Genomic DNA, 20,771 nt, shown 5'->3' with positions numbered 1-20,771 from the left:
TGTCTATTTTTGTTTAAGACTAGATAAGGAATTTTTTGGAATTTCTATTTAGTGAGGAGATTTATGAAGACTTTATATTACAAGAAGAAGAATTTATTGGAATGGGTGGATATCGATGAGCCATCCATATCTGGAAAGAATCAAATGATTGTTGAACCAATCGCAATTGCAAGATGCGATTTGGATTTACCTATAATTCAAGGAGCGACATTGTTTCGACCGAATTTTCCCATAGGTCACGAGTTTATTGGTCGTGTAGTCGAGGTCTCAGAAGATATCCAGGATCAATTTATCATCGGATCATCTGTGGCTGTTAGCTTTCAAGTGTCCTGTGGGATCTGTCCAAGTTGCGTTGATCACCAATCTAAGAATTGTAAAACAAATAAATTTGTAGCAGATTTCGGTATGCCACCTGGAGCGCATGAATTTGGTGGAGCAATTTCCGAAAAAGTCAAAATTCCCTATGCAACTCAAATGGTTCTTCCTATTTCTCAAAATTTAGATCCAATTTCAATTGCAAGTTTAAGTGATAATATATCCGAAGCATGGAAGTTAGCTGGTCGATTTTTTGATCGTAAGCCTAATGGAAAAATATTGGTTGTCGGTGGACTTGCGTCCAGTATAGGATTGTATACTGCTCTTCTTGCACATCAAATGTATTCCGGTGAAATTTTGTATTGGGATACCGATCGCAAGCGAGTTGATCTCGCAGAATCACTTGGAATTCCATCCATATATTCAGATGCTTTTCCAAAATCTGAGGGTCGTTTCGACATTGTTTGTGAAGCAAGCAATACGGAAGAGGGTTGGTCATTTGCCATGAGAAGCATCGAAAAGAATGGAATCTTTTCATCGGGGTCACTGTTCTGGTCGAACAAAATTTCCATTCCCTATTTGGAGCTGTATAATTTTGGAGTCGAAATGCATCTCGGTCGCGTTGATTCCATCGAATCTATGCGAAAGCTTCTTCCCTCGATTGAATCAGGCCAATTTACTCCAGGGAAAATTGTCACATCGATTGCATCTTTTACTGATGCAAAAGATGCATGGCTTGAACCTTCGATCAAACTCGTCATCCGAAATTAAACTTTTCAATTTAACAATTATGATTCAAAAATCCATAAATAAAATCCCAAATCGATTTACGAAAATATTCTCAGTATTCATAATATTATTAATATTGAATATTAACTTAAATATAAATGCTGATGAACAAAATAAAAAGGAAAAAAAGCAAATGAATACAAAATACATAACAATTACTAATGTAAAAGCTAAGTGGTTTTACTTTCCATTTTTGTTGAGAAATGGGTATACGAAATCTATTCCAGAATATAAAAATATTGAAGGCTTAGAATCAAAATACTATCAATATATCTCAAGAGATGACGGTCGATATTTTGGTGGTATCTATGAATGGTCGAATTTATCGTCCGCAAAGAACTGGTTTAACCCTGATTGGTTTCAAAAAGTCAAAGAAACTAGAGGGTATGAAGGTAAAGTAGGATATTATAAAATAATAAGTCGGTATGATCGGGAAAATTTGAAGGCAAATGATCTATTGGCAAATAATACGATTTGTGCGTTATTTGTAAATAAATTATCTCCTAATTTAATTTCAGGAATGGAACAAAGAGATACAAATATTGAAAAAATAGAAAAAGAATTTAATATGGGTTCCTATTCTATTCTTCGTATATATACGATTCAAATCGAATCAAATATCGGTGGAATATTCTTATTAACTAGTTTAGATTCCGCTAAGGAGTTTGCGAATAAAAATTCATTTCAAGAATTTGAAATCTACGAGACACCAGTTATAATTTGATAAGCTTGGTAATTTGTATGTAGTAGGAGATTTTTTGGCAAATGCTTTGTTCAAATATGGAAGCCTATCTGGTTCTATAACAAAGTCTCATACCTATACGAATAACCAGGCTTATATTATTAAAATGCGACCTTAGAAAATCAGTTTACTACCTTTGGAAGTAAATCAATCTCGAAGCACTTGACAGATCAGATTTTGCAGATACAATGACTTTTCCATTTGAAGGATTAATTTCAATATTTGTATCATAACCTGTTTCTTCACCCAATTCAGAAAGAGCAACTGAGAGATCAGAATACTCACAATTGGATCCATCTAGGTTACATCGAAACATAACAGCGCGAAAGTTTAGAACGTTGTTCGTAGATGCAAGCAAAATCTTGTCATGGATATGATCAAGTATAACGGATGGATGGAATCCTGCAGAAGGTCCCGAGCCAGTTCCAAATGATAGATCGGAGAACGTACAATTTGTAATATCTAAATCGCAACGATACAGTCCAGGGTTTGAATTCGGAATCCCAACTCGAGTTACTATCATTAACTTTTTATTCGGAATATCGATTTTTAAATTTGGAGACCAGCCTGAATCATTTCCTTGGGCTACGAGACTTGCTCCATTCGTATGATTGCAATTGGATCCATCAAGATCACATCTAAATATGGAGAGTTTATTATTATCCGCTCCATTTCTAGTTGCTATCAATAATTTCTGATTGATAGGATCAATTACCGCTGATCCTGCTGATCCGGAATTTGCTGGTTGTCCAGCAGACAGATCCTTGTATTCGCAAGTACTAATATCATTAGAACAAAAGAATCCTCTCAACTTATTTTCTGCAATATCCCTTGCTGTTACAATGATATTGCGATTGAAAGGATTAATCACAATGTAAGGATCATACCCAGTTTGGTTGGGAGCTTCTGCAATCGTGGAGAGGTCATAATGATTGCAATTACTACCATCTAAGTTGCATCTGAATAGACTCAATTTGGCTGAGTTCCCATTATTTTGGGCGGCTACTAATAACTTTTGCGAGATCAGATCTAAGGTTATGGATGAATTCGCGCCAGAATCATTTCCCGCATTCCCTGAAATATCTTTATGTATGCATTGTGTAAAATTCTGGTCACAATCGAATAAACTAGGTTTGTAAAAGGTGTTATTGGCATTTTCTGTGATTCCAAGAATTTTCTGGTTCAATGGATTGTAAATAATCGAAGGTGAGAATCCAGATTGATTCCCTTGGCCTGACAATCCAGAAATATCCAACGCATTCACGGGTAATCCTGTCCCGTAAGGAGTTGAACTGGTGATTGCTTGAGTTGTGATACTCGAATTCTGATTGTCTGCTAGAACTTTTGTATAATACATCGTATTTTGTTTGAGATTATTTACTTTAGCAAAAAGTTCATCTGTAACAATTGGCTCTACGTTTGTAAATGAACTCTCATTTTCGGAAATGTAAAGATTATAGGTTGTAGCACCGCTACTCGGTTTCCATTCAACATACAATGTACCAGATCCATTTGGAGTTCCACCTAAAGTTCTTGAATCAAATGTTACTTGGCTTCCTTCGAAGGGATCTGATTTACTATTGATTAATCGTGATAAAAATAAAAATTGTGAAAACTCAGAGTTAGGATCAAAATCATTTTCTCGAAATTGGAGACAATTTGTATTAGAAATAGCAATTATTATAAAAATATAGAAATGTAATAGATTGTTATAGTTCATTTGAGTTTTTTGCATCTTAAACGTCTTATAATAGATAATAACTACAAGTCATTTTTTGATTCTTTGAATAATAATTGATGAATGATGTAACGGACTCATCTAAGTGGGATTTTGTGATTGTCAACTTTCTCAGCATTAAATAAAATGTGGAATATATACTTCGCTCAATGAATAATTCAAAGTTTAAAATTTAAATATATAAATATATGAAAATAGACCCGAAACATATCCATATCATCAGAACGGAAGGTGATCCACCATCCGATGTATTAAACAAATTTCCAATTGTTGATCCATTAAGTTGGAAGGCATTTGCATTTTTCTTAATGATTTATCTAGTTTTCGTAAGTATAGTTCTAGGAATCGTTGGATTTGCATTGTCCAATGGGACAGGAGATTTTCTGAGTGGAGGTTTGATTCTAGCTTTTGTGTTAACTCAGATTATTGCAAGTCCTTTGATCTATATTTTGGTAAAGTTAGGCTTTCAATTGCTGTTAATTGAGAAGAATAATCTTAAAGTAGAAGCTCAAATCATCTATAAGGTTGAGGGAATTTATAGCGCAGGTAAAGGAAAGAAGAGAATTACCACACCGATATCATTGATAGGTTTGGAATTCCAGCCCAGAAATAGAGATCGTCAGATTCTTTTTTATACGACTACAATTCAGAAATATGAAGAGATACGGATTTTAACATCGCATTTAATTGCTTACTTACCGAGCAATCCGAAAATCTGGACTTGGATTAAATGAACACTGATAGAAATATTGTCTAAACTCGGATGGAAAAAGTATCAGGGCAAATCGATCGAATATTAAATAGTTCGTTCAAATGGAACTTGGTTTGGTATGGTTCAACAGATGCGAAACCTAATGGACATTGTTTGAGTCCAGATTCTCGTTGGTTGATAATTTATTTCCAATTTATCCAGTTTCCTGAAGATCGATACGAAAGTGAAATCTTAGATCAAGAATGCATTTTATTTGATTTAAACAATCATCGCAATTCAGAAGAAGTTGGACGATTTAGATACTATTATAATTTCAATAGTTGCGCTGACTATAGCAGTTCCCAAGGTGCAAAATTTGAATTCTTGACGTATCCAGACGGAACATCCTCCCTCCAAATCGGCGAAGAAACTTTACATCTGAATGATTTGGATCATTCAACTATTCAAGAAATCTTAAGCAAATTCAATTGGTAAATTTATAGATCTTTTTTGTCCCAACCATAACGATTTTTTGCGGCTTTCATGCAGTAATCAAATGCTGATTTGGTTTTTAAAAAAGTAAATTTCTCATCTTCAATTGACTTAACATTCTTAGGTTCAGCTGCTAGATCAGCAATCAACGGTTTGATTTTTTTGATTCCTAAGTCCTTGATTATTTCACCGAAATTGGATTCAACTGAAAGTCTAGTTCCGAAATCTTCACAGAAAGAATCCAACTTTTTGTCATTGAGAATACCTTGGATGAGCAATGCCCATACCAAATGCTTTGCTCTTTTGATGTAGTAGTATTTGTTAGGTGCCCATTCGATAATCAATTCCAGTACTTTTCCAAGTCTCTGCTGAACTTTGTAGACAAGCATGATTTTCTTTGCGTTTGCATCCAAATATTTCTTTTTAAACATGGAATGATACAGCAGCTCGTTCTCAAAAACTTCTTTCAATCGACTGATCTTATCAATATCACCTTGAACTGCTAAGAAAGTCTGAGCCAATTTGCGAATGGAAATAAATTTATTCTGTTCATCGATTCCCATCTCTTCTAGATCTTCGTAACTCAAAGATTCAAATGCATTCTCTTGTCTTTCATAGAAAATATTGAGTTCTTCGCGAAATTTATCAGCAAGTTCTAATTGTATCAAATCACTTGCTCTTAAATTCCAAGGCTCTACCGGATTTTGTCGATTGGTGTTGATTGTTACTCGAACGACAAAATCTTTCAAATTTTCTTGAGCATCCGATGTTATCAATTTAGCCAAAACTTCTATGGATTCTAGAGATTTTTTATTGGATTCAAGAGCGGTATTGCCTTCATGTTCTTCGAGAAATCCTGCAAAAGAAGAAATTGTCTGTGCGCCATTTAACACACGAGGCTCTGTCACCATAACATATCCATCTTCCCAATGAATATGTTCTGCAAAAAGTGTAACACCATTATGATGGAAAACAAATTCATCTGATGGGGCTTTTTTCTGGATAACAATTGATTTCAATGCGTGACGAATTGCACGATTAGGATTGTTGTCTAGAGAAAGTGCAGATCGAATATTCCTTTCGAAAAGACGCTGGCCCATTTCTTTGTACATTTTGTACAGATCATTCAATTTTAAAATGCATAAGTTCATTTCTTCTCCGCCAGATGCTTTTTTGCGGATTGGTGGACTGGAAAGTTTCATCTTATATTGATGAGTAGTTGTCGTATGAGATAGACCAGCTCGTTTTCTTGTCTGATTAGATAGAAAATCAATGGTAAGTGAAATATTTTTCTGAAAGAAAGTATCGAGAAGATGTTTTTTGTTTTCTAGATCTTCTCTTAAGCTCGATATTGCTTCACTGCGATCCGCAGCTTCTGGATCTCCGTTGAACACGAAATATACGAAAACTCTTTGTATGATGGATTGATTCTCTAAGCATTCAGAGCGAATTTGATTTAGGAATTTTTTCTCTTGGGATTCGGGTGCTACGTTTCCGAACAATTTGTCCAAGCCTTCATGTGCCATGCGACGAATCGGCTCTTTGAACACAGACGGAGAATTGGACCAAGAATATTTATACAGATAAAGATTTTTTCTCTGAACATCAACATAGTAGGCATTGATTCCTAAGCTATCACCATTATGAAAAATATGGTGGCCTATAGAATTGCTATCTTTTTTCCATTCTCGACTTAAATGTAGAAGGGCAAAACTGGAATCTTTTGATCCCCCGAAATCGGAGCGGACTTTACTGTAGATCTGATCAAGGTCTTTTTGTGTAACCAACATGAACATAAAATGCGGGAAAACACTGCTATATCAAGTAGAAATTGAATAATAATTAGAAAAATCAGGTAGTCGAAACTCTCCTAACAGTCATTTTCGAAGGATTGAAATTCAGCTTCAACCTAATGGACGGAAACGGTCAATCCCTCTTGTGCGAGTTTCTCGCCCACTGTCTCGCACTCTTCAAGACTTCCAGTATAACAAACGGCTTTTCCGGATTCATGGGTTTCCATAGCGATTCGTATGGCTTCTTTTTTGGTTTTTTTGCAGATATTCATAAGGCAATCTTCTACATGTTCGAAGCTATTTACATCGTCATTGAACAAAATGACCTGATGCTTATAGACATTGTCTACAGCTAGAATCATATCTTCGAATATATCTGGATTCAAAATAGACTCTCCTTATGACCACTGAGAGAATTGACGTAATCCAAATATGCTCCCAGCTTGAATTTTTTCTTTGTGGAATCCGATGACATATATCTTAGATTGCCAAGTACATTTCGTTCTGGAAACCAAGGTCTGTCAAATAATCCAAAGCACCACAATATGCCAGTATAGGAATTGGGGTTTCGTCCATCATAAGCATAGAGATTGTTGAATTCTTCCATGAGTTCAAATGCTTCTTCGAAACTTTCGCTCCATTCAATCAATTTTTTGCCCCATAGCATTCTCATATAATTGTGCATTTTACCAGTGTGGATGAGTTCTTTTTGTGCGGCATTCCAGATTGGATCGTGAGTATTGCCAGACTCCCAATCAGACCTTGAGTATTTATAATCTCTTTTGTCTTTTTTATGTTTGTCGAGAATGGATTTTACCCAATCGGGTAAGACATCGAGATCTTTTCGGAATTCTTTTTTCTCCCAGAACAAAAGGTAACCTATATCACGCCAAGTGATGAGTTCATCGAGATAAGAATTGATTTCATCCTTCTTGGAAAAAAATCCTTCTCGCTTACCACGAAAATCCTGATTCAATAGATCGGGTGCCCATTTCTTAGATTCGTCGCTTGTCTCGAGCACCGCTGTAATTACTTCTTCAGCGGAAATAAATCCAAAATGCAAATATGCGGAGAGTCCGCTGGAAGGTACCATATCGGGTGCACCCGGATTGGATCTTTCTTTTCCATAACGCAATAATTTATTTTCTAAAAAATCTTTTAGCAAGCGCAAGGCTTGTTTTCTTCCACCAATCATAGGAGAGTAAGGCTCGATAGAATTTGAGAAATCTATATTCTTTAATGTGGAATCAATGTCCTCTGACTTACATGAAAATTCCCGAAATGGTGCCTTAATCGGTTTACTGATAGCTGATAATTTTGATTTCGAATGGGTTGGGGCACTGCGATGAATATAGGCTTCTGGGAAAATTTTGTGTAAACGAATTCTCAGAACTCTTGCGGCAGATGCAAATCCAGAATAATTTTGAATCGGTATGATTCCGTTTCCGTCAATCGCTACAACTTGACAATCAACTTTGGAGGAAAGTTTACTGATCTGTTCTGGTATGATAAAACAAGGAAAATCATCCGTAACGATTGCACAGGCTTTCTCGGATATTTTCTTAAGAAGTCCTTGTGCTGGCTGTGATTTTGTTTCCACATAACACCAATAGTTGATGCCCAGTTTTTTTGCTTCAACTGCGTTGTCGCACATTCCCTCTAGAATAAATCTATGTAGTCTTGGAGAATTCCATTTGTAATCCGAGCGAAGTCCTTCGTAGACAACCAATGGTTTATTGAGTTTGTTTGCAAGGGCAATCGCATAGTCTAGCGAATGATTCCATGCAAGACGCCGATAAGCTTGCATCCAATAGAGAACGTAATCTTTGGATTCTTGAACAGGCTTATCATTGGTGATTCGAACTCTACTCTGTTTGAATGAACTAGACATATAAAACTTAGACGAAATCTAAAAACTGGGAATCGGTTTCTATTAGATATCTCCCAGATCTTCAGGTGGAACAATAGGTGCAGTTGTAAGACTTGCCTGCTTCATCAATTTCTCTAAAGTACTTCGCAAACGTTCTGTTACAGCAACAACTGTGCCTCTTTTGTCTTTTTTGTATGCATCGTAGTATTCACCCAATGTAAAAAATTCTGGAAAATAAACATGGGCTTCTCTCGCTCGAGTTCCTGTTTTTCCAAAAATCAAGGTTTCGTATCGGGAAAGCCATTCGATAAAGCGCTCAGCAGTTGGCCTAGATACAAGATGATTTGGTTTGGTAACAAGAAATGTATAGGCCTTCTCGACTTCCTTTTTCGCTTGGGTAAAAATTTCCGGAGTTACATGCTCACATCCCTTTCTTGGAAATCCAGCTTCAATACTGTCGAGTGCAGTAAACAATTCACGAATTTTATCAATAGCATTCTCATCTTGAGCAAATTCTACATTCAATAATTTCGCCGCACGATTGAGTGTCTCGTGTCGAATACGTCCCACTCGAAAATCATAATCCTGTCCAGGATCAGGTGTGATTCCATATTCAGATTCGGTTCTCTCCAAGAGAAATCTGCCTACCATAAGAAATCGTCTCAAAAGGTTTCGATTCCCAGAATTTAAATGCAAAGCTGCTTCAATTCGACCGATCGAAATTTTTATATCTTCGAGAATAAAACTTTTGGATCCAACAAGAACATATTTTACAAAGGCGGGAACTACCGTGATATCAGCGTTAGGGTCTAGTTTCTTAGCATCTTCCAATCCCCAGAATCCGATCTGTGCCGTACCGGGAAGAAATGGCAATAGATTATCATTTTCTCCACTGCACATTCCCTCGGGATAGATTGCCAGTTTGCCATCTCGCTCTGTAAGGATTTGTCTGGACATTTTGACCGCATCTCTGTCGGCTCCACCAGCTAATACAGAAAATGCGCCCACACGACGAATCACTTCACCCACAAAACCACCCGCCCAATCAAATACATTCCTCGATGCCATAAAATGGAAACGCGAACCCATTGCATTGGCAACAGCATAGGCAACGGGAGGCTCCATAGTTGTTGGATGGTTGGAAAAATACACGGCTCTTTTCTGAGATAATTCACGAAGTCTTGTTCGATCTTGGTGGGATATAACTACATGATCAAGATTGAACATAGCTTTGGTCATGAGCGGATAGGCAATATCAAATGTCCAAGCCAGTGCAAAATCAAACTTCGGTGGAATAAATAAAGATTTCAAGCGAGCCTCCGGTGGATTCAGAATTCTCAAAAATCCTTCACCTGTCAAACGTATATTCCCAGTTTTATGGCTTGGATATGAATATCGAATGACATAGATGCAAAATTGTGCAATGCAAATAATTTCATTTCTTCATCATTCTGCCCTAATAACTAGGCAATCTGTTCTAAATTTCATGAATAAAAGTGAATTTATGTTCGAAAAAGCCAGAATATGTTTTTTTAACATTTTTTGGAAATTTATTTCACAATTTCTTGACATAAATTTGAAGCTGTTTACATATAATCCTATCAATGAATTTCAAATGAAAAAGGACAACAACATGAAAGCTAAACTTCTCACACTTCTTCTCGCCGTTTTTATCAGCTTCCCAGCAAGCGTATTCGCAGGACCACTTGATGGTACTTGCTTTGCACTCGTTCACGGAATCTTAGGTTTTGATGACAGACAAGGTCTCGCTGGTGGTCTCGTAAAATACTGGGGTGGCCTAGATGGTTATCTAAGATCACAAGGTGCAAAAGTTGTAACTCCTGGTAGTTCAGCTGCAAACAGTCTTCCAGTTCGTGCAAGCCAAATCAAATCAGCACTCAATACTTGGATGCCTGCAAATGGTTGTTCGAAAGTGCATTTGGTTGGTCACTCACAAGGTGGACTTGTAATCAGATACATGGTTTCCAATCTAGGATTCAAGAATCAAACTGCTACTGTAACAACAGTTAACTCTTTGCATAAAGGTGCTCCGATGGCAAATATCGTTCTTGGTGCAATCCCAAGTTGGTTACAACCTTTTGCTAACTCAGCTCTTAGCTTCATGGCCCAACTTTTATATCGTGATGGTCGCCCACAAGATGTAATCGCAATGGGTCAATCTCTAACAACGACATATGTAAATAGCTTCAACTCTTCTAGCCCAAATGTATCTGGAATGAAATACTATTCTTATGGATCTAAAATGGCTTGGGCAGACATCATTCAACATCCTATCATGGCATTGACTCACCCAATTACTTGGGCTGGTGGTTTGTTCTATGGACTTGGTGGTGCTAACGATGGAGTGGTTCCTCTAACTTCTCAGAAATGGGGAACTTGGAAAGGTGAGCCTTCTGATTATTGGTTTGCAACTGGAATTGACCATTTACAAGCAACCAACTTTCAATGGACAGGTCAAAGCTTCTTCAACGTAAATGCGCATTATTTGAATATCGCGAAAAACGCAAAAGCTGGTCTTTAACTTCTAACGAATTCCTTTCGGCTATGTATTATTCTACATAGCCGTTTTTGTTTTAACACTCCTCAATCATCAGGTTTTATATGGAAAAAAAAGTCATCCTCGGAATTGTAATCCTAGCTATTTTAGGATTAGGTATTTATATATTTATAGATCAAACTTCTAGTTCAAAATCTTCATCATCTTATCAAGAAAATTCCGAACAAACTGGATACAGCATTACAAAATCCGATGACAATCTCTATCCTTTAGGGCAGGGCAGTAATATATGGGATGAGGCACTTTCTCCATTTCAAGGAGAAGATAAGAAAAGCTATCTTGAAATCGTTTCTGATCTCAAATCTGGCAAAATCAATTTTGTCTGGGAAGTATGGGCGTTGCGAAGCAATTGTCCTAAAGATTATACTCCTAGCCAATGTGATGGAACCATACTTGCGTACATAGAAGCAAATTACGAGAGTCCCGATCGCGAAAAAATAAAAGATCTATATCTTAGCTATTTTAAATACGAAAGTGATATTCGACAGATGCAAACTCCGGAAGGAATTAGTTTCGAAGATCGTTATGAACTCATAAAAGATAAACGAAGAAAAATGTTAGGTGATGAGAAATCTGAGCTTATCTTTGGAATGGAAGAAGCCCAAGTGAATTTTATGGAAGGCGCACAGAATTTTATACAATCTTCCAAGAATATGAGACCAGATGAACGAGTTAAGAAGTACGAAGAACTTCGTAAAAAAACCTACGGATCTTATTATGACAACGTTATGAACCGAGAGGATAAATTCAATCACTACGAAACAGAGATTCTTCTTCGTGAGAATGAATTAAAAGGTCTTTCTGCAGAAGAAAAAGAGAAAAAGCTCAACACCTTAGAAATCAAATACTTCGGCAAAGAGAAAGCAGCTTTGATCTCAAAGGCACGAAGTGACCAGCAGAAAGAAGAAAAAATTCTTGCTGATCTTTCTAAGCAAGAAGCAGAACTATTGAATAAGTATCCCAATATGTCGGATAAAGAGCGTGATTCAAAGATTCAGGAACTAAGAGTTAAGGCTTTGGGTTCAGAAGAAGCTGAAGCCTATACAAGGCGACTCAAGTTCGAAAAAGAAACCGAAGGCAATCTATAAATTTTAATCCCCTCATCAGACTAGCATAGAAATTTCGATTGTAAAATATTGCATTCGTTATCTTATGCTAGTATGCATTTCATAGAGAAATCAAAACTCCTCTCCATCAATAACCATGGTTAATGGATTCATGAAGAAGTCCATAATCTTGTTGGCAGTTTTTCTAATACATATACAATGTTCAACTTTTGCAAATTATATAGAAAATCGTGCTTTGGATACAGCAGATATTCTCACCTTGTCAGTTGAGAAGAAAGTTGTCGGTGTTAATGCCAAATTTTGTATTGTCTCCTGGGGATTGCAATCTGCCGAGTATGGACAAGGATATGGATTGAGATCTGGAAGTTTTGGAGCTTATCGAACAGGTTCTAAAAAAGACTTTTATAATTCAGGAAATAGTTATCTTTTTCTCAATAGCGTCCAGCACTATCCAGAAAAAAATCATGTCCGCAATAATAAAATCAAAGCATTCAATCATTCGAATAGTTTCGGTTTGGTGATATTTGATTGGGATGGTTATAATTTTGTTACCCAATGCGAAGTATCACTTGGTTTGTATTATGGATTCCGATTTGGATTCAATATTGCCGAGTTCGCAGATTGGTTGGTTGGCTGGACAACTCTCGATTTCTTAGATGATGATCTTAATTAATTAGCCCGGGGCTTAAGCCCCGTCCTATTTTATCCAATCCACACCCACACTTTCAACCCAATCCCTTTCCATCAGAAACCCTAGATATTGATCATTTCCTTCGAATACAACTAGCTTTTTGTCTGTAAGTTTCTGTGATCTGTTCAAATCGGATGTGAATTCAGCAAAAAATGTATTAAATCAATCAACAAAACATCAACTTATAGATTTAGGGAAAAATCATTCTTTTTCAGGTTTGAAGTTTTTTTCTAAATTCCTAGACTTTTTACAATAGTTAAATTTAGAATTAGAATAGAATTTAAAAAATGAATTGCTCAGTATGGTAAAAGGATTAGATTTATTCTTAAGTCCAATTATGGAAAGATATCATGCAAAGCAATTTTTTATTTACAATCCTTTTAATCGTTATGAATTTTACAGTTTTCAATAATTGTTCCGCATTTGGGAAGGATCCATTTGGTGCGCACCAAGAAAAAATCCAAAAATCACCAAACTTTGATTCGACGAAAGAGCAGTTTGTGAATCGTCGTCCTAATATTTTAGATGAGATGCGAGAGAAACAAAATATGCTTTCGCTAACTTGGAAATTTTTCTTTGGAGGAAGTGACTATAAAACTCCAACAGAAAAGTTACCCGAAGTAAAACCTGACATGGTGGAATTTCTAAAACCATCAGATGGAATCAAATTTATTTGGTTCGGACATTCATCATTTCTTGTGAATATTGATGGAAAAATATTATTATTCGATCCAGTATTTTCTGAGTCAGCAGCACCTTTTAGCTTTATTGTTAAGCGTTTTCAGGATGCTGTGATTAAATTAGAAGAGTTGCCAAATATTGATTATATAATCATTTCTCATGATCACTATGACCATCTTGATATGGAGACTATTCAATTTTTTGCAGAAAAACAAACCAAGTTTATCACTCCTTTAGGTGTTACTTCACATATCAAAGATTGGGGAATAGCAGAAGATCGACTCATGGAATTGGATTGGTGGGAGTCATTAAACATTGGCGGTGTTGAAATTGTTTGCACTCCAGCGCAACATTTTTCAGGTCGCAAATGTTCCAATGGAAACAAAACTCTATGGGGATCCTGGGTTATTATTGGGAAGTCAGAAAGATTTTATTTCAGCGGTGACTCAGGTTACGATGTCCATTTCAAAAATATAGGTGATAAATACGGACCCTTCGAGATCGCTTTTATAGAAAATGGGCAATACAATGAATTATGGCGCGAAGTGCATGTGTTACCTGAAGAAACGGGCCAGGCATTTTTGGATCTAAAAGGTAAGCGACTGGTTCCCGTTCATTGGGGGATGTTTGATCTATCCTTGCATAGTTGGTATGAACCAATCGAAGAATTAGAAAAGCAAGCAGAATTGAAAAACATCAATCTTCTCACTCCTAAATTCGGACAGATTGTCTATACAAAACGGGATAACATTTTTGAGAGATGGTGGAAAGCTTTCTTATCTAATTGATTTTTACCTGGAATCATTCGTGAATATAGCCCCATGATTCCAAGATCTTTCGAACTTCGTCAGCCATAGCTGAATCTGTTTCAGAGCTGCTTTCACCCGACAATCTTGCATCGTTATAGACCCAAGGTATTTTGGAATTTTCAAACCCAATCGGATCACTCCCAGATATCATAAAATCAGGTTCGCCAGTGATTCGATAATCTTTAGAAAACAATCCCCATCTACCGAGAAGATAATTCATTGAATATCCATCACGTGAGATTTGTCCAGACCAACTTGCATTTGCGTTTACAGTATGAATTTTGATACGGGCTGATGAGTTTTCAATATTCCCGGAAATCGTTAATGATTTCGAACTTGATCCAACTACGTTGAACTCCGACGGACTTTCCACTTTGTAGATTCCTCCAGGAATATATGCAGATAAATTGTATCTGCAATTTGCATTGTTAGATTGCGTGCAGGCTGGTAAATGAATATGGAATCTATTTTTTCGCAGAAAATTACCTGTATCAAGATTTTTTCGTGCAATTTGTATTTTTGATTCATTCGGATTTTTTGGCTTTGAATGACTGTCCAATGTCAATTCATCTTCTTGAATATACTGATATTGAGCTAGATTATGATATTCTTTTGGATCAGCTTTGAGGTCATAATATTCTTCCGGCATTATGATTCTTTCATCTGATTCACCATTAACGATACTTGTATAGCCCTGATAGCGACGAATGTATTTGTAATCCTCTGTTCGAATAGATTCTGACATTCTACCTTCCGTATAGATTGTATCTTCTTTCGGACATTCTGTATTTTGTATTATACATTTGGAATAGTCAACTCCACGATATTTGTATATTTCTTTATCTAATTTAGCAAGTCCGAGAACTGTTGGAGTTAGCGAGAGTAAGGAAGATTGTCCTGGAATTCTCCTCTGACTAGTCGAGTTTGATCGCCAGTCCTTTTGCATCGACTTAGGAAGTTTTATAATGTAAGGAACATTTATCTCTTCGTCGAAATGGGATTCACCGTGACCATACAGACCTTGCAGGATATACCGACTATGCCTGTCATGCTTTGGATCGAAGAGTTCGCCATGATCACCAGTGATGATGATCATCGTTTCCTCATACTGGCCTAGATTTTTTAATTCTTCCATGAGCCGTCCAATTTCTGAATCCGTATATACTAACTCTCCCATATAGCGTCTGATAGGTGCTTCAAATTTGTAGAGATCGTTATCACTGATTATATTTCGTAGTTCTTGCATAAATTCCAATGGCGGAGCGTAACCACCATGGGGCGTATTTAGATTAAAGTGTAAAAAGTACTGTTTATTTTTATTTTCCCTAACGAACTGAATTGCTGCATTTGTAAGTATGGGAGTGTCTTCTATATCTTTGCCAACTTGGTAGACATCGTGAAATCCTAGATCAACACCCACCGTTGTGTAATCCAGAAAGAACACATTGTTCATAATAGATTTAGTTTCATAACCATTTCTTCGAAAAACTTCACTGATGCTCGGGATTCCCGTTTTATAGAATGTCTTTTTGTTTTCTGGAAGAGTCGCAAACCATAGATTATTAATTCCTAAGTTTGATGCATATTCAGAATGAAAAAAAGATATCATCGAAGGTTTTGTCCAATTCCCATTAGAAAAAGGATTTTCAAATACGATTGATTCTTTAGCAATTGCACTGATATTCGGTGTTATGTGATGAGCAAAGCCATAATCAGGTAGGAAATCTTTTCTTGCTGAATCAATTACGATGAGGATCACATTTGGATTTCGAGATTTGGTTTTTGTATACAATAAAGGTTTGCCGAGAACTAAGTAGCTATTCGTAGATTCCCATTCAAAAATTATATCCTTTGAAGTAATTAGATCTAGGGAAAATTTTTTCCAAGTTTCATGGAAGTTTTGATCCAGTTTTATTTCTCTTAGAAGAAGTTTTCCAGTCGAAATTGTTAGGATTCCGCCAATGTGTGGGTTACTTGAAATTCTGTCCGATAAAATTCCAAGGTTTAGTTCGAGTCTGTAGCTTCCTCTCGGGAATTCTATCTTTAACTTCGATATTTTGGAATTTGATGATGTGGTAGGCGGTATTAAAATTGAATCTTTGGATTCATTCACGAACAATTCGCGATCGGTGTTAAAGGTGATTTGTGAGTTCCACCATCTATCCTTTCTTTCGAGTCCAGAAAATCTCCCCGGGTTTTTTTTCCAATATGACTGTAAAAGAAATTTATCTTGGGGAAATTGTCCAAATTTTTCGGTCTTCTTGTTTGCAAGCTCTCTAGTTAAATCAACTGCGATTTTCTCAAGATCTTGAGAAGTCTCAATGCAATCTAGATGGAAGACAAGGAAAAATAGTACGAGTACTAATTGGATTCGATTTTTTGAATTCTGCTTATTATTGTAAATTTTTTCTCCGACCATACTTTCCATTCATCTTCTGACATGGTTTCTGGGGCGAGCTTTAGGAGTGATAACATTTCAGAATGTTCTCTCAAAATTTTAGCAAGCATTTCGGGAGTAATTTTTGACTTATCCATTGTTTTAACCTCTATTCCTAGTATGCACCGCAAGAATTATGCTCAGGAAAAAGAATTGAAAAAAAATCAAGTCAGATTTTTCCTCACATAAGGGGAAAATCATGCAGGGAATTGAAAATTATCAACTTACTGAATCATCCACACAAACTTCAGACGGCCTACGTTACCACTATAGAGTATATAAGCCGAAATCTGGCAAGGCAAATAAAGTATTAGTAATTCATCATGGATTTGGTGAACACGGTGGAAGATACGACAACATCATAGGAGCTCTAGACGGTAGCGGATTTATCATTTACGTTCCTGATGCGCGAGGTCATGGTAAGTCGGAAGGCAAAAGAGGACATGCTCCGAGCTTTGAAGTCTATGCAGAAGATTTAGATCGATTGGTCGATATCGCAATTCAAGAGAATTCATCTGGTAAAATATATTTACTAGGACATTCAATGGGTGCATTAGTTGTTGTTACATATGCAAAAAAACCTTCAAGGCATGAAAAGTTGATCGCCCTTGTGAGTAGTGCTATTCCCCTTCGCGTGAAGACTGATACAGCTATGGAAGTTAAGAAATTTTTCTCTGGATTTCTATCTTCACTTGCTCCCTCCTTAACACTCCCTGCTGGATTGGATGTAAATTTATTGTCTCACGACAAATCAGTAGTAGACGCCTATGTAAAGGATCCCCTTGTTCATGGCGACATATCAACTACAATTGGTAGTTTTATGTTAGGTGCAGAAGTGAATGTTCTACCTGGTGCAGATTCAATTTCAGTCCCAACTTTGATTTTTCATGGTGAAGAGGACGGAATCGCATCCAAAGATGGTTCGGAATTGCTTTTTGACAAAATCAGTTCTAAAGATAAAACAATTAAAATTTTCCCGGGATTGTATCATGAGACAATGAATGAACTCCCAGCGAAGAAAGAAGAAGTATTAAAACTTGTGACCGATTGGTTGAATAAACATTAGGAGATAAAATGGCTGAGCAAGCATTATCAAAAGATATCGTTGGAAAAAAATTAGATCGTTTCGATTTTACTATCGAACGTGGTAAAATAAAAGAATTCTGCCTTGCAATTGGAGAAAAAAATCCAATTTACTTTAGCGTAGATGAGGCGAAGAAAGCAGGTTACGAAGATATTCCAGCTCCTTTAACTTTCCCAACTGTAATTCAGTTCTGGGGATATCCGAAAATTTGGACAGATATGGCTGATTTAGGAATCGATCTTGCGCGTATTTTGCATCTAAAAGAAGAATATACTTATCATAAAGTTCTCTATCCTGGGGATGTTTGGGCTCAGTCCGAAGTGTCTGATGTAAAAACAGGAAAGATGGACATGGTCTCCTTTCGAACCACAATCCACAATTCCAAAAATGAACCGATCCTTAGTGCAGAAATGGCTATTGTGATCAGACCACAAGGATAAGGAGTTTTAAATGGTAAAAATTGAATTTGATAAATTAGAAGTCGGGCAAACAATCCCATCTATTCCTGTTCCAACAATAACACATGCGCATTTAGTACGTTATGCGGGTGCAAGTGGCGATTTTAATCCCATTCATAATGATCCTGATTTTGCAAAAGCTAATGGTCTTGATGGAACCATATCGCATGGTATGTACGTTATGGCGCAAATCGGAAGATTGTGTACTGCTTGGGTAGATCAGAGACAGATTCGTTTCTTTGGTGTAAAATTCAAAGCAATGACCAAACCAGGTGAGACACTTGTTTGTGAAGGAACTGTAAAACGTAAAAAAGAAGAGAACGGTGAGAAACTTGTTACTCTTACGGTGGAAGCCAAAAACGAAGCTGGTGAAGTGAAAGCTGGTGGTGATTTAATCATCGTTTGTTGATTTGTAGAACTATGCTCTCAGTGAAAAATGCAATTCCTAAGGATTTGATTATAAATATCCAAAATTTTTTAGGAAACAATTTTAAATGAGAGCTGCAATTTTAGAAAATGGGCTTCGTAAAGTTGAAATACGTGAGAAGTCCATTGCAGGCCCTACAGATACGCAAGTTAAGATTCGCATAAAGGCTTGTGGAGTCTGTGGCTCGGACGTTCATCTCATTGCTCATGGAACAATCAAATGTCGCCAATATCCTAGAGTTCCAGGACACGAAGCATCCGGTGTCGTTGAGGAAATTGGACAATCTGTAACCAAATTTAAGAAAGGCGATCGAGTCGTTATAGCTGCGGGAACTTCCTGTGGTATCTGTAAGCATTGTTTAGCTGGGCACGAAAATCTATGCAAAGATATTGGTGTATTTGGATTTGATTGCGATGGGAGTTTTGCAGAATTCTTAATTGCTGAAGAAAGATATTTATATTCTCTACCTGATTCAATACCTTTTGATCAAGGTGCTATTCTTGCTGATGCCGTATCTACTCCCTATCATGCGATTCGCTACCGTGGCAATATTCAAGAATCTGATACAGTGGCCATCATTGGCTGCGGTGGATTGGGAATTCATGGTGTGGCGATCGCACGAGCTCTCACGAAATCTAAGTTAGTCGCTATTGACGTTGATGATGGTGCGTTGGAGAATGCAGTACATTATGGTGCCGATGATGTAATCAATTTAAAGAATGTTAAGAATCCGGGTAAAGCCCTCAAGGAAGTCACAAAGGGCGTTGACCTTTTGGTTGATTTTTCTGGATATATGTCCAATGTTGAAGAGAGTCTTCGTGCTATGAATTCGAATGGCAGAATTGTGCTTGTTGGAATCGGAAGGCAGCCTTTAAAATTTTTAATTCCGTTCATTCTAATTGAGAAAATGATATCTGTTGGTGGATCATACGGTTCTGATAGGCGAGCTATACCAGAATTGATAGATCTATATACTCAAGGAAAAATCAATCTATCTAGATCGATCACATCGCATCACGGACTTGATGAGATCAACGATTGTATTGAAGCATTGGAATCAAGAAAGGGAAATCCAATTCGTTATATAATCGATCCTAGTTTGGATTGATACGAAATCTGGAATAGTGCACTTACTCAGAAAAGCAACTAGCACGGCCTTGATCTTTAAGAACTCTGATAGGGACTCACTTAAGCCCGTGTCCATGTCCGTTCCCGTGTCTTGGTCATCATCACGACTGTATCCAATGAATTCTTCCGGACAGAATTAAATTTTATCAACACAGCCTATGAATGTAAAAAATTCACTCGTTCTAGAAATTCATATAAATTTATGAGAATCATTGTTCTGCAATCTAGGCAAAATTAGTTGCTAGCCGAACATTCTTGAAAAAAAAATCTATATAAAAATAGGAATTCCTAAAAATTTGGATAATCTATGAGGAGATTATGTATATACCCAATCATTTTAAAATTTCGGATTTGGCAATCATTCATAGAATTATTGAAGAGAACTCATTTTCTACAATAGTATCATCTAAAATGAATGATTTGGAAGATGCAAATTCTTCCTTGAGCTGTATTCAAGCCACCCATTCACCATTGATTCTCAATGAAGATCAAACCAAATTAATCGGACATTTTGCACGGCCGAATCCACAATGGAAATCAGCAAGTGAAGAGGAAGTGCTCTGCATATTTGCCGGACCGCATTGTTATATATCCCCATCATGGTATGAAACCGATCGAAGTGTTCCAACCTGGAATTATGTTTCTGTGCATGTTTACGGAATTTTAAAAATTCAAAATGATCCGAATCTAATTATTCAATCCATGAAAAGACTGATTGAAAAATATGAAGCTTCGGATTCAACGTATCAATGGAAAAACTTAGATCCTGAATATTTGAATGGAATGGTGAAAGGAGTTGTAGGTTTTGAGATTGAAATTTTGAGAATGGAAGGAAAAGCGAAACTCAGTCAAAATCATTCCAAAGAAAGGGTTGAATCTGTAATTTCGAATTTAGAAAAATCCAATCTTGATATGGATAAGCAAATTGCTCAATGGATGCGTGAGATACGTTGATCTTCTTAATATTTAGGTTTTCAAATA

The 20,771-nt window shown here is 36.7% G+C and carries 19 protein-coding genes; 13 read left to right on the top strand and 6 right to left on the bottom strand.

All coding sequences use genetic code 11. From position 1 onward, the window contains the following. The first annotated feature begins 63 nt into the window (after nt 1-63). Entirely contained in the window at nt 64-1,086 is a 1,023-nt protein-coding gene (locus tag O4O04_RS15010; protein ID WP_272532599.1) for a zinc-dependent alcohol dehydrogenase, read from the top strand. A gap of 151 nt (nt 1,087-1,237) precedes the next feature. Next, complete coding sequence (locus tag O4O04_RS15005; RefSeq protein WP_272532598.1) at nt 1,238-1,828, top strand: hypothetical protein; 591 nt, start codon at nt 1,238-1,240, stop codon at nt 1,826-1,828. Between the two features lie 148 nt (nt 1,829-1,976). On the opposite strand, the gene O4O04_RS15000 is transcribed toward O4O04_RS15005, so the two are convergent. Beyond that, the gene (locus tag O4O04_RS15000) at nt 1,977-3,566 is read right to left on the bottom strand and encodes a fibronectin type III domain-containing protein (protein ID WP_272532597.1); all 1,590 of its coding nucleotides are present in this window, start codon (nt 3,564-3,566) and stop codon (nt 1,977-1,979) included. A gap of 206 nt (nt 3,567-3,772) precedes the next feature. On the opposite strand from O4O04_RS15000, the gene O4O04_RS14995 reads away from it, so the two are divergent. Together O4O04_RS14995 and O4O04_RS14990 are read left to right on the top strand one after the other, a co-directional pair. Then, complete coding sequence (locus O4O04_RS14995) at nt 3,773-4,318, top strand: hypothetical protein (protein ID WP_272532596.1); 546 nt, start codon at nt 3,773-3,775, stop codon at nt 4,316-4,318. A gap of 29 nt (nt 4,319-4,347) precedes the next feature. Next, nucleotides 4,348-4,770, top strand: a complete 423-nt coding sequence (locus O4O04_RS14990) for a hypothetical protein (RefSeq protein ID WP_272532595.1) — start codon at nt 4,348-4,350, stop codon at nt 4,768-4,770. A gap of 2 nt (nt 4,771-4,772) precedes the next feature. Here the strand turns inward: O4O04_RS14990 and O4O04_RS14985 are convergent, their stop codons facing one another. From O4O04_RS14985 to O4O04_RS14970, 4 genes are all read right to left on the bottom strand, one after another. Continuing rightward, nucleotides 4,773-6,557 (bottom strand): AIPR family protein, encoded by a 1,785-nt coding sequence (locus tag O4O04_RS14985; RefSeq protein WP_272532593.1) that lies wholly within the window; start codon nt 6,555-6,557, stop codon nt 4,773-4,775. 119 nt (nt 6,558-6,676) lie between these two features. Further along, the gene (locus tag O4O04_RS14980) at nt 6,677-6,946 is read right to left on the bottom strand and encodes an ATP-dependent Clp protease adaptor ClpS (protein WP_272532592.1); all 270 of its coding nucleotides are present in this window, start codon (nt 6,944-6,946) and stop codon (nt 6,677-6,679) included. Then, complete coding sequence (locus O4O04_RS14975; RefSeq protein ID WP_272532591.1) at nt 6,943-8,451, bottom strand: cryptochrome/DNA photolyase family protein; 1,509 nt, start codon at nt 8,449-8,451, stop codon at nt 6,943-6,945. Before O4O04_RS14975 ends, O4O04_RS14980 begins: the two co-directional genes overlap by 4 nt. 42 nt (nt 8,452-8,493) lie before the next feature. After that, entirely contained in the window at nt 8,494-9,741 is a 1,248-nt protein-coding gene (locus tag O4O04_RS14970) for a lysophospholipid acyltransferase family protein (protein WP_272532589.1), read from the bottom strand. A gap of 322 nt (nt 9,742-10,063) precedes the next feature. Here O4O04_RS14970 and O4O04_RS14965 point away from each other — a divergent pair, with 322 nt between their 5' ends. The 4 genes from O4O04_RS14965 (at nt 10,064) to O4O04_RS14950 (ending at nt 14,235) form a co-directional block, all read left to right on the top strand. Further along, the gene (locus O4O04_RS14965; protein ID WP_272532588.1) at nt 10,064-10,972 is read left to right on the top strand and encodes a lipase family alpha/beta hydrolase; all 909 of its coding nucleotides are present in this window, start codon (nt 10,064-10,066) and stop codon (nt 10,970-10,972) included. Between the two features lie 80 nt (nt 10,973-11,052). Further along, the gene (locus tag O4O04_RS14960) at nt 11,053-12,096 is read left to right on the top strand and encodes a lipase secretion chaperone (protein WP_272532587.1); all 1,044 of its coding nucleotides are present in this window, start codon (nt 11,053-11,055) and stop codon (nt 12,094-12,096) included. A gap of 130 nt (nt 12,097-12,226) precedes the next feature. Continuing rightward, nucleotides 12,227-12,748 carry a hypothetical protein gene (locus tag O4O04_RS14955; RefSeq protein ID WP_272532586.1) on the top strand — a complete coding sequence of 174 codons (522 nt, stop codon included), beginning with the start codon at nt 12,227-12,229 and terminating at the stop codon, nt 12,746-12,748. Between the two features lie 368 nt (nt 12,749-13,116). Continuing rightward, nucleotides 13,117-14,235 carry an MBL fold metallo-hydrolase gene (locus O4O04_RS14950; RefSeq protein WP_272532585.1) on the top strand — a complete coding sequence of 373 codons (1,119 nt, stop codon included), beginning with the start codon at nt 13,117-13,119 and terminating at the stop codon, nt 14,233-14,235. Between the two features lie 13 nt (nt 14,236-14,248). Here O4O04_RS14950 and O4O04_RS14945 read toward each other — a convergent pair whose 3' ends face one another. Then, a complete protein-coding gene (locus tag O4O04_RS14945; RefSeq protein ID WP_272532584.1) occupies nt 14,249-16,684 on the bottom strand; it encodes a sulfatase family protein in 2,436 nt (811 codons plus the stop codon). Between the two features lie 208 nt (nt 16,685-16,892). Here O4O04_RS14945 and O4O04_RS14940 point away from each other — a divergent pair, with 208 nt between their 5' ends. From O4O04_RS14940 to O4O04_RS14920, 5 genes are all read left to right on the top strand, one after another. Continuing rightward, the gene (locus tag O4O04_RS14940) at nt 16,893-17,759 is read left to right on the top strand and encodes an alpha/beta hydrolase (RefSeq protein WP_272532583.1); all 867 of its coding nucleotides are present in this window, start codon (nt 16,893-16,895) and stop codon (nt 17,757-17,759) included. An 8-nt stretch (nt 17,760-17,767) separates the two neighbouring features. Next, complete coding sequence (locus O4O04_RS14935) at nt 17,768-18,217, top strand: FAS1-like dehydratase domain-containing protein (RefSeq protein WP_272532582.1); 450 nt, start codon at nt 17,768-17,770, stop codon at nt 18,215-18,217. A gap of 10 nt (nt 18,218-18,227) precedes the next feature. Next, nucleotides 18,228-18,644 carry a MaoC family dehydratase gene (locus tag O4O04_RS14930; RefSeq protein WP_272532581.1) on the top strand — a complete coding sequence of 139 codons (417 nt, stop codon included), beginning with the start codon at nt 18,228-18,230 and terminating at the stop codon, nt 18,642-18,644. A gap of 85 nt (nt 18,645-18,729) precedes the next feature. Next, a complete protein-coding gene (locus tag O4O04_RS14925) occupies nt 18,730-19,770 on the top strand; it encodes a zinc-binding dehydrogenase (protein ID WP_272532580.1) in 1,041 nt (346 codons plus the stop codon). Between the two features lie 338 nt (nt 19,771-20,108). After that, entirely contained in the window at nt 20,109-20,744 is a 636-nt protein-coding gene (locus O4O04_RS14920) for an FMN-binding negative transcriptional regulator (RefSeq protein ID WP_272532579.1), read from the top strand. Nucleotides 20,745-20,771 lie beyond the last annotated feature (27 nt).

The sequence above is a fragment of the Leptospira sp. GIMC2001 genome (assembly GCF_028462125.1).
GTDB lineage: Bacteria > Spirochaetota > Leptospiria > Leptospirales > Leptospiraceae.
The sequence above is the reverse complement of the archived record's forward strand: the minus strand, read 5'-3'. Positions and strand labels throughout refer to the sequence as shown.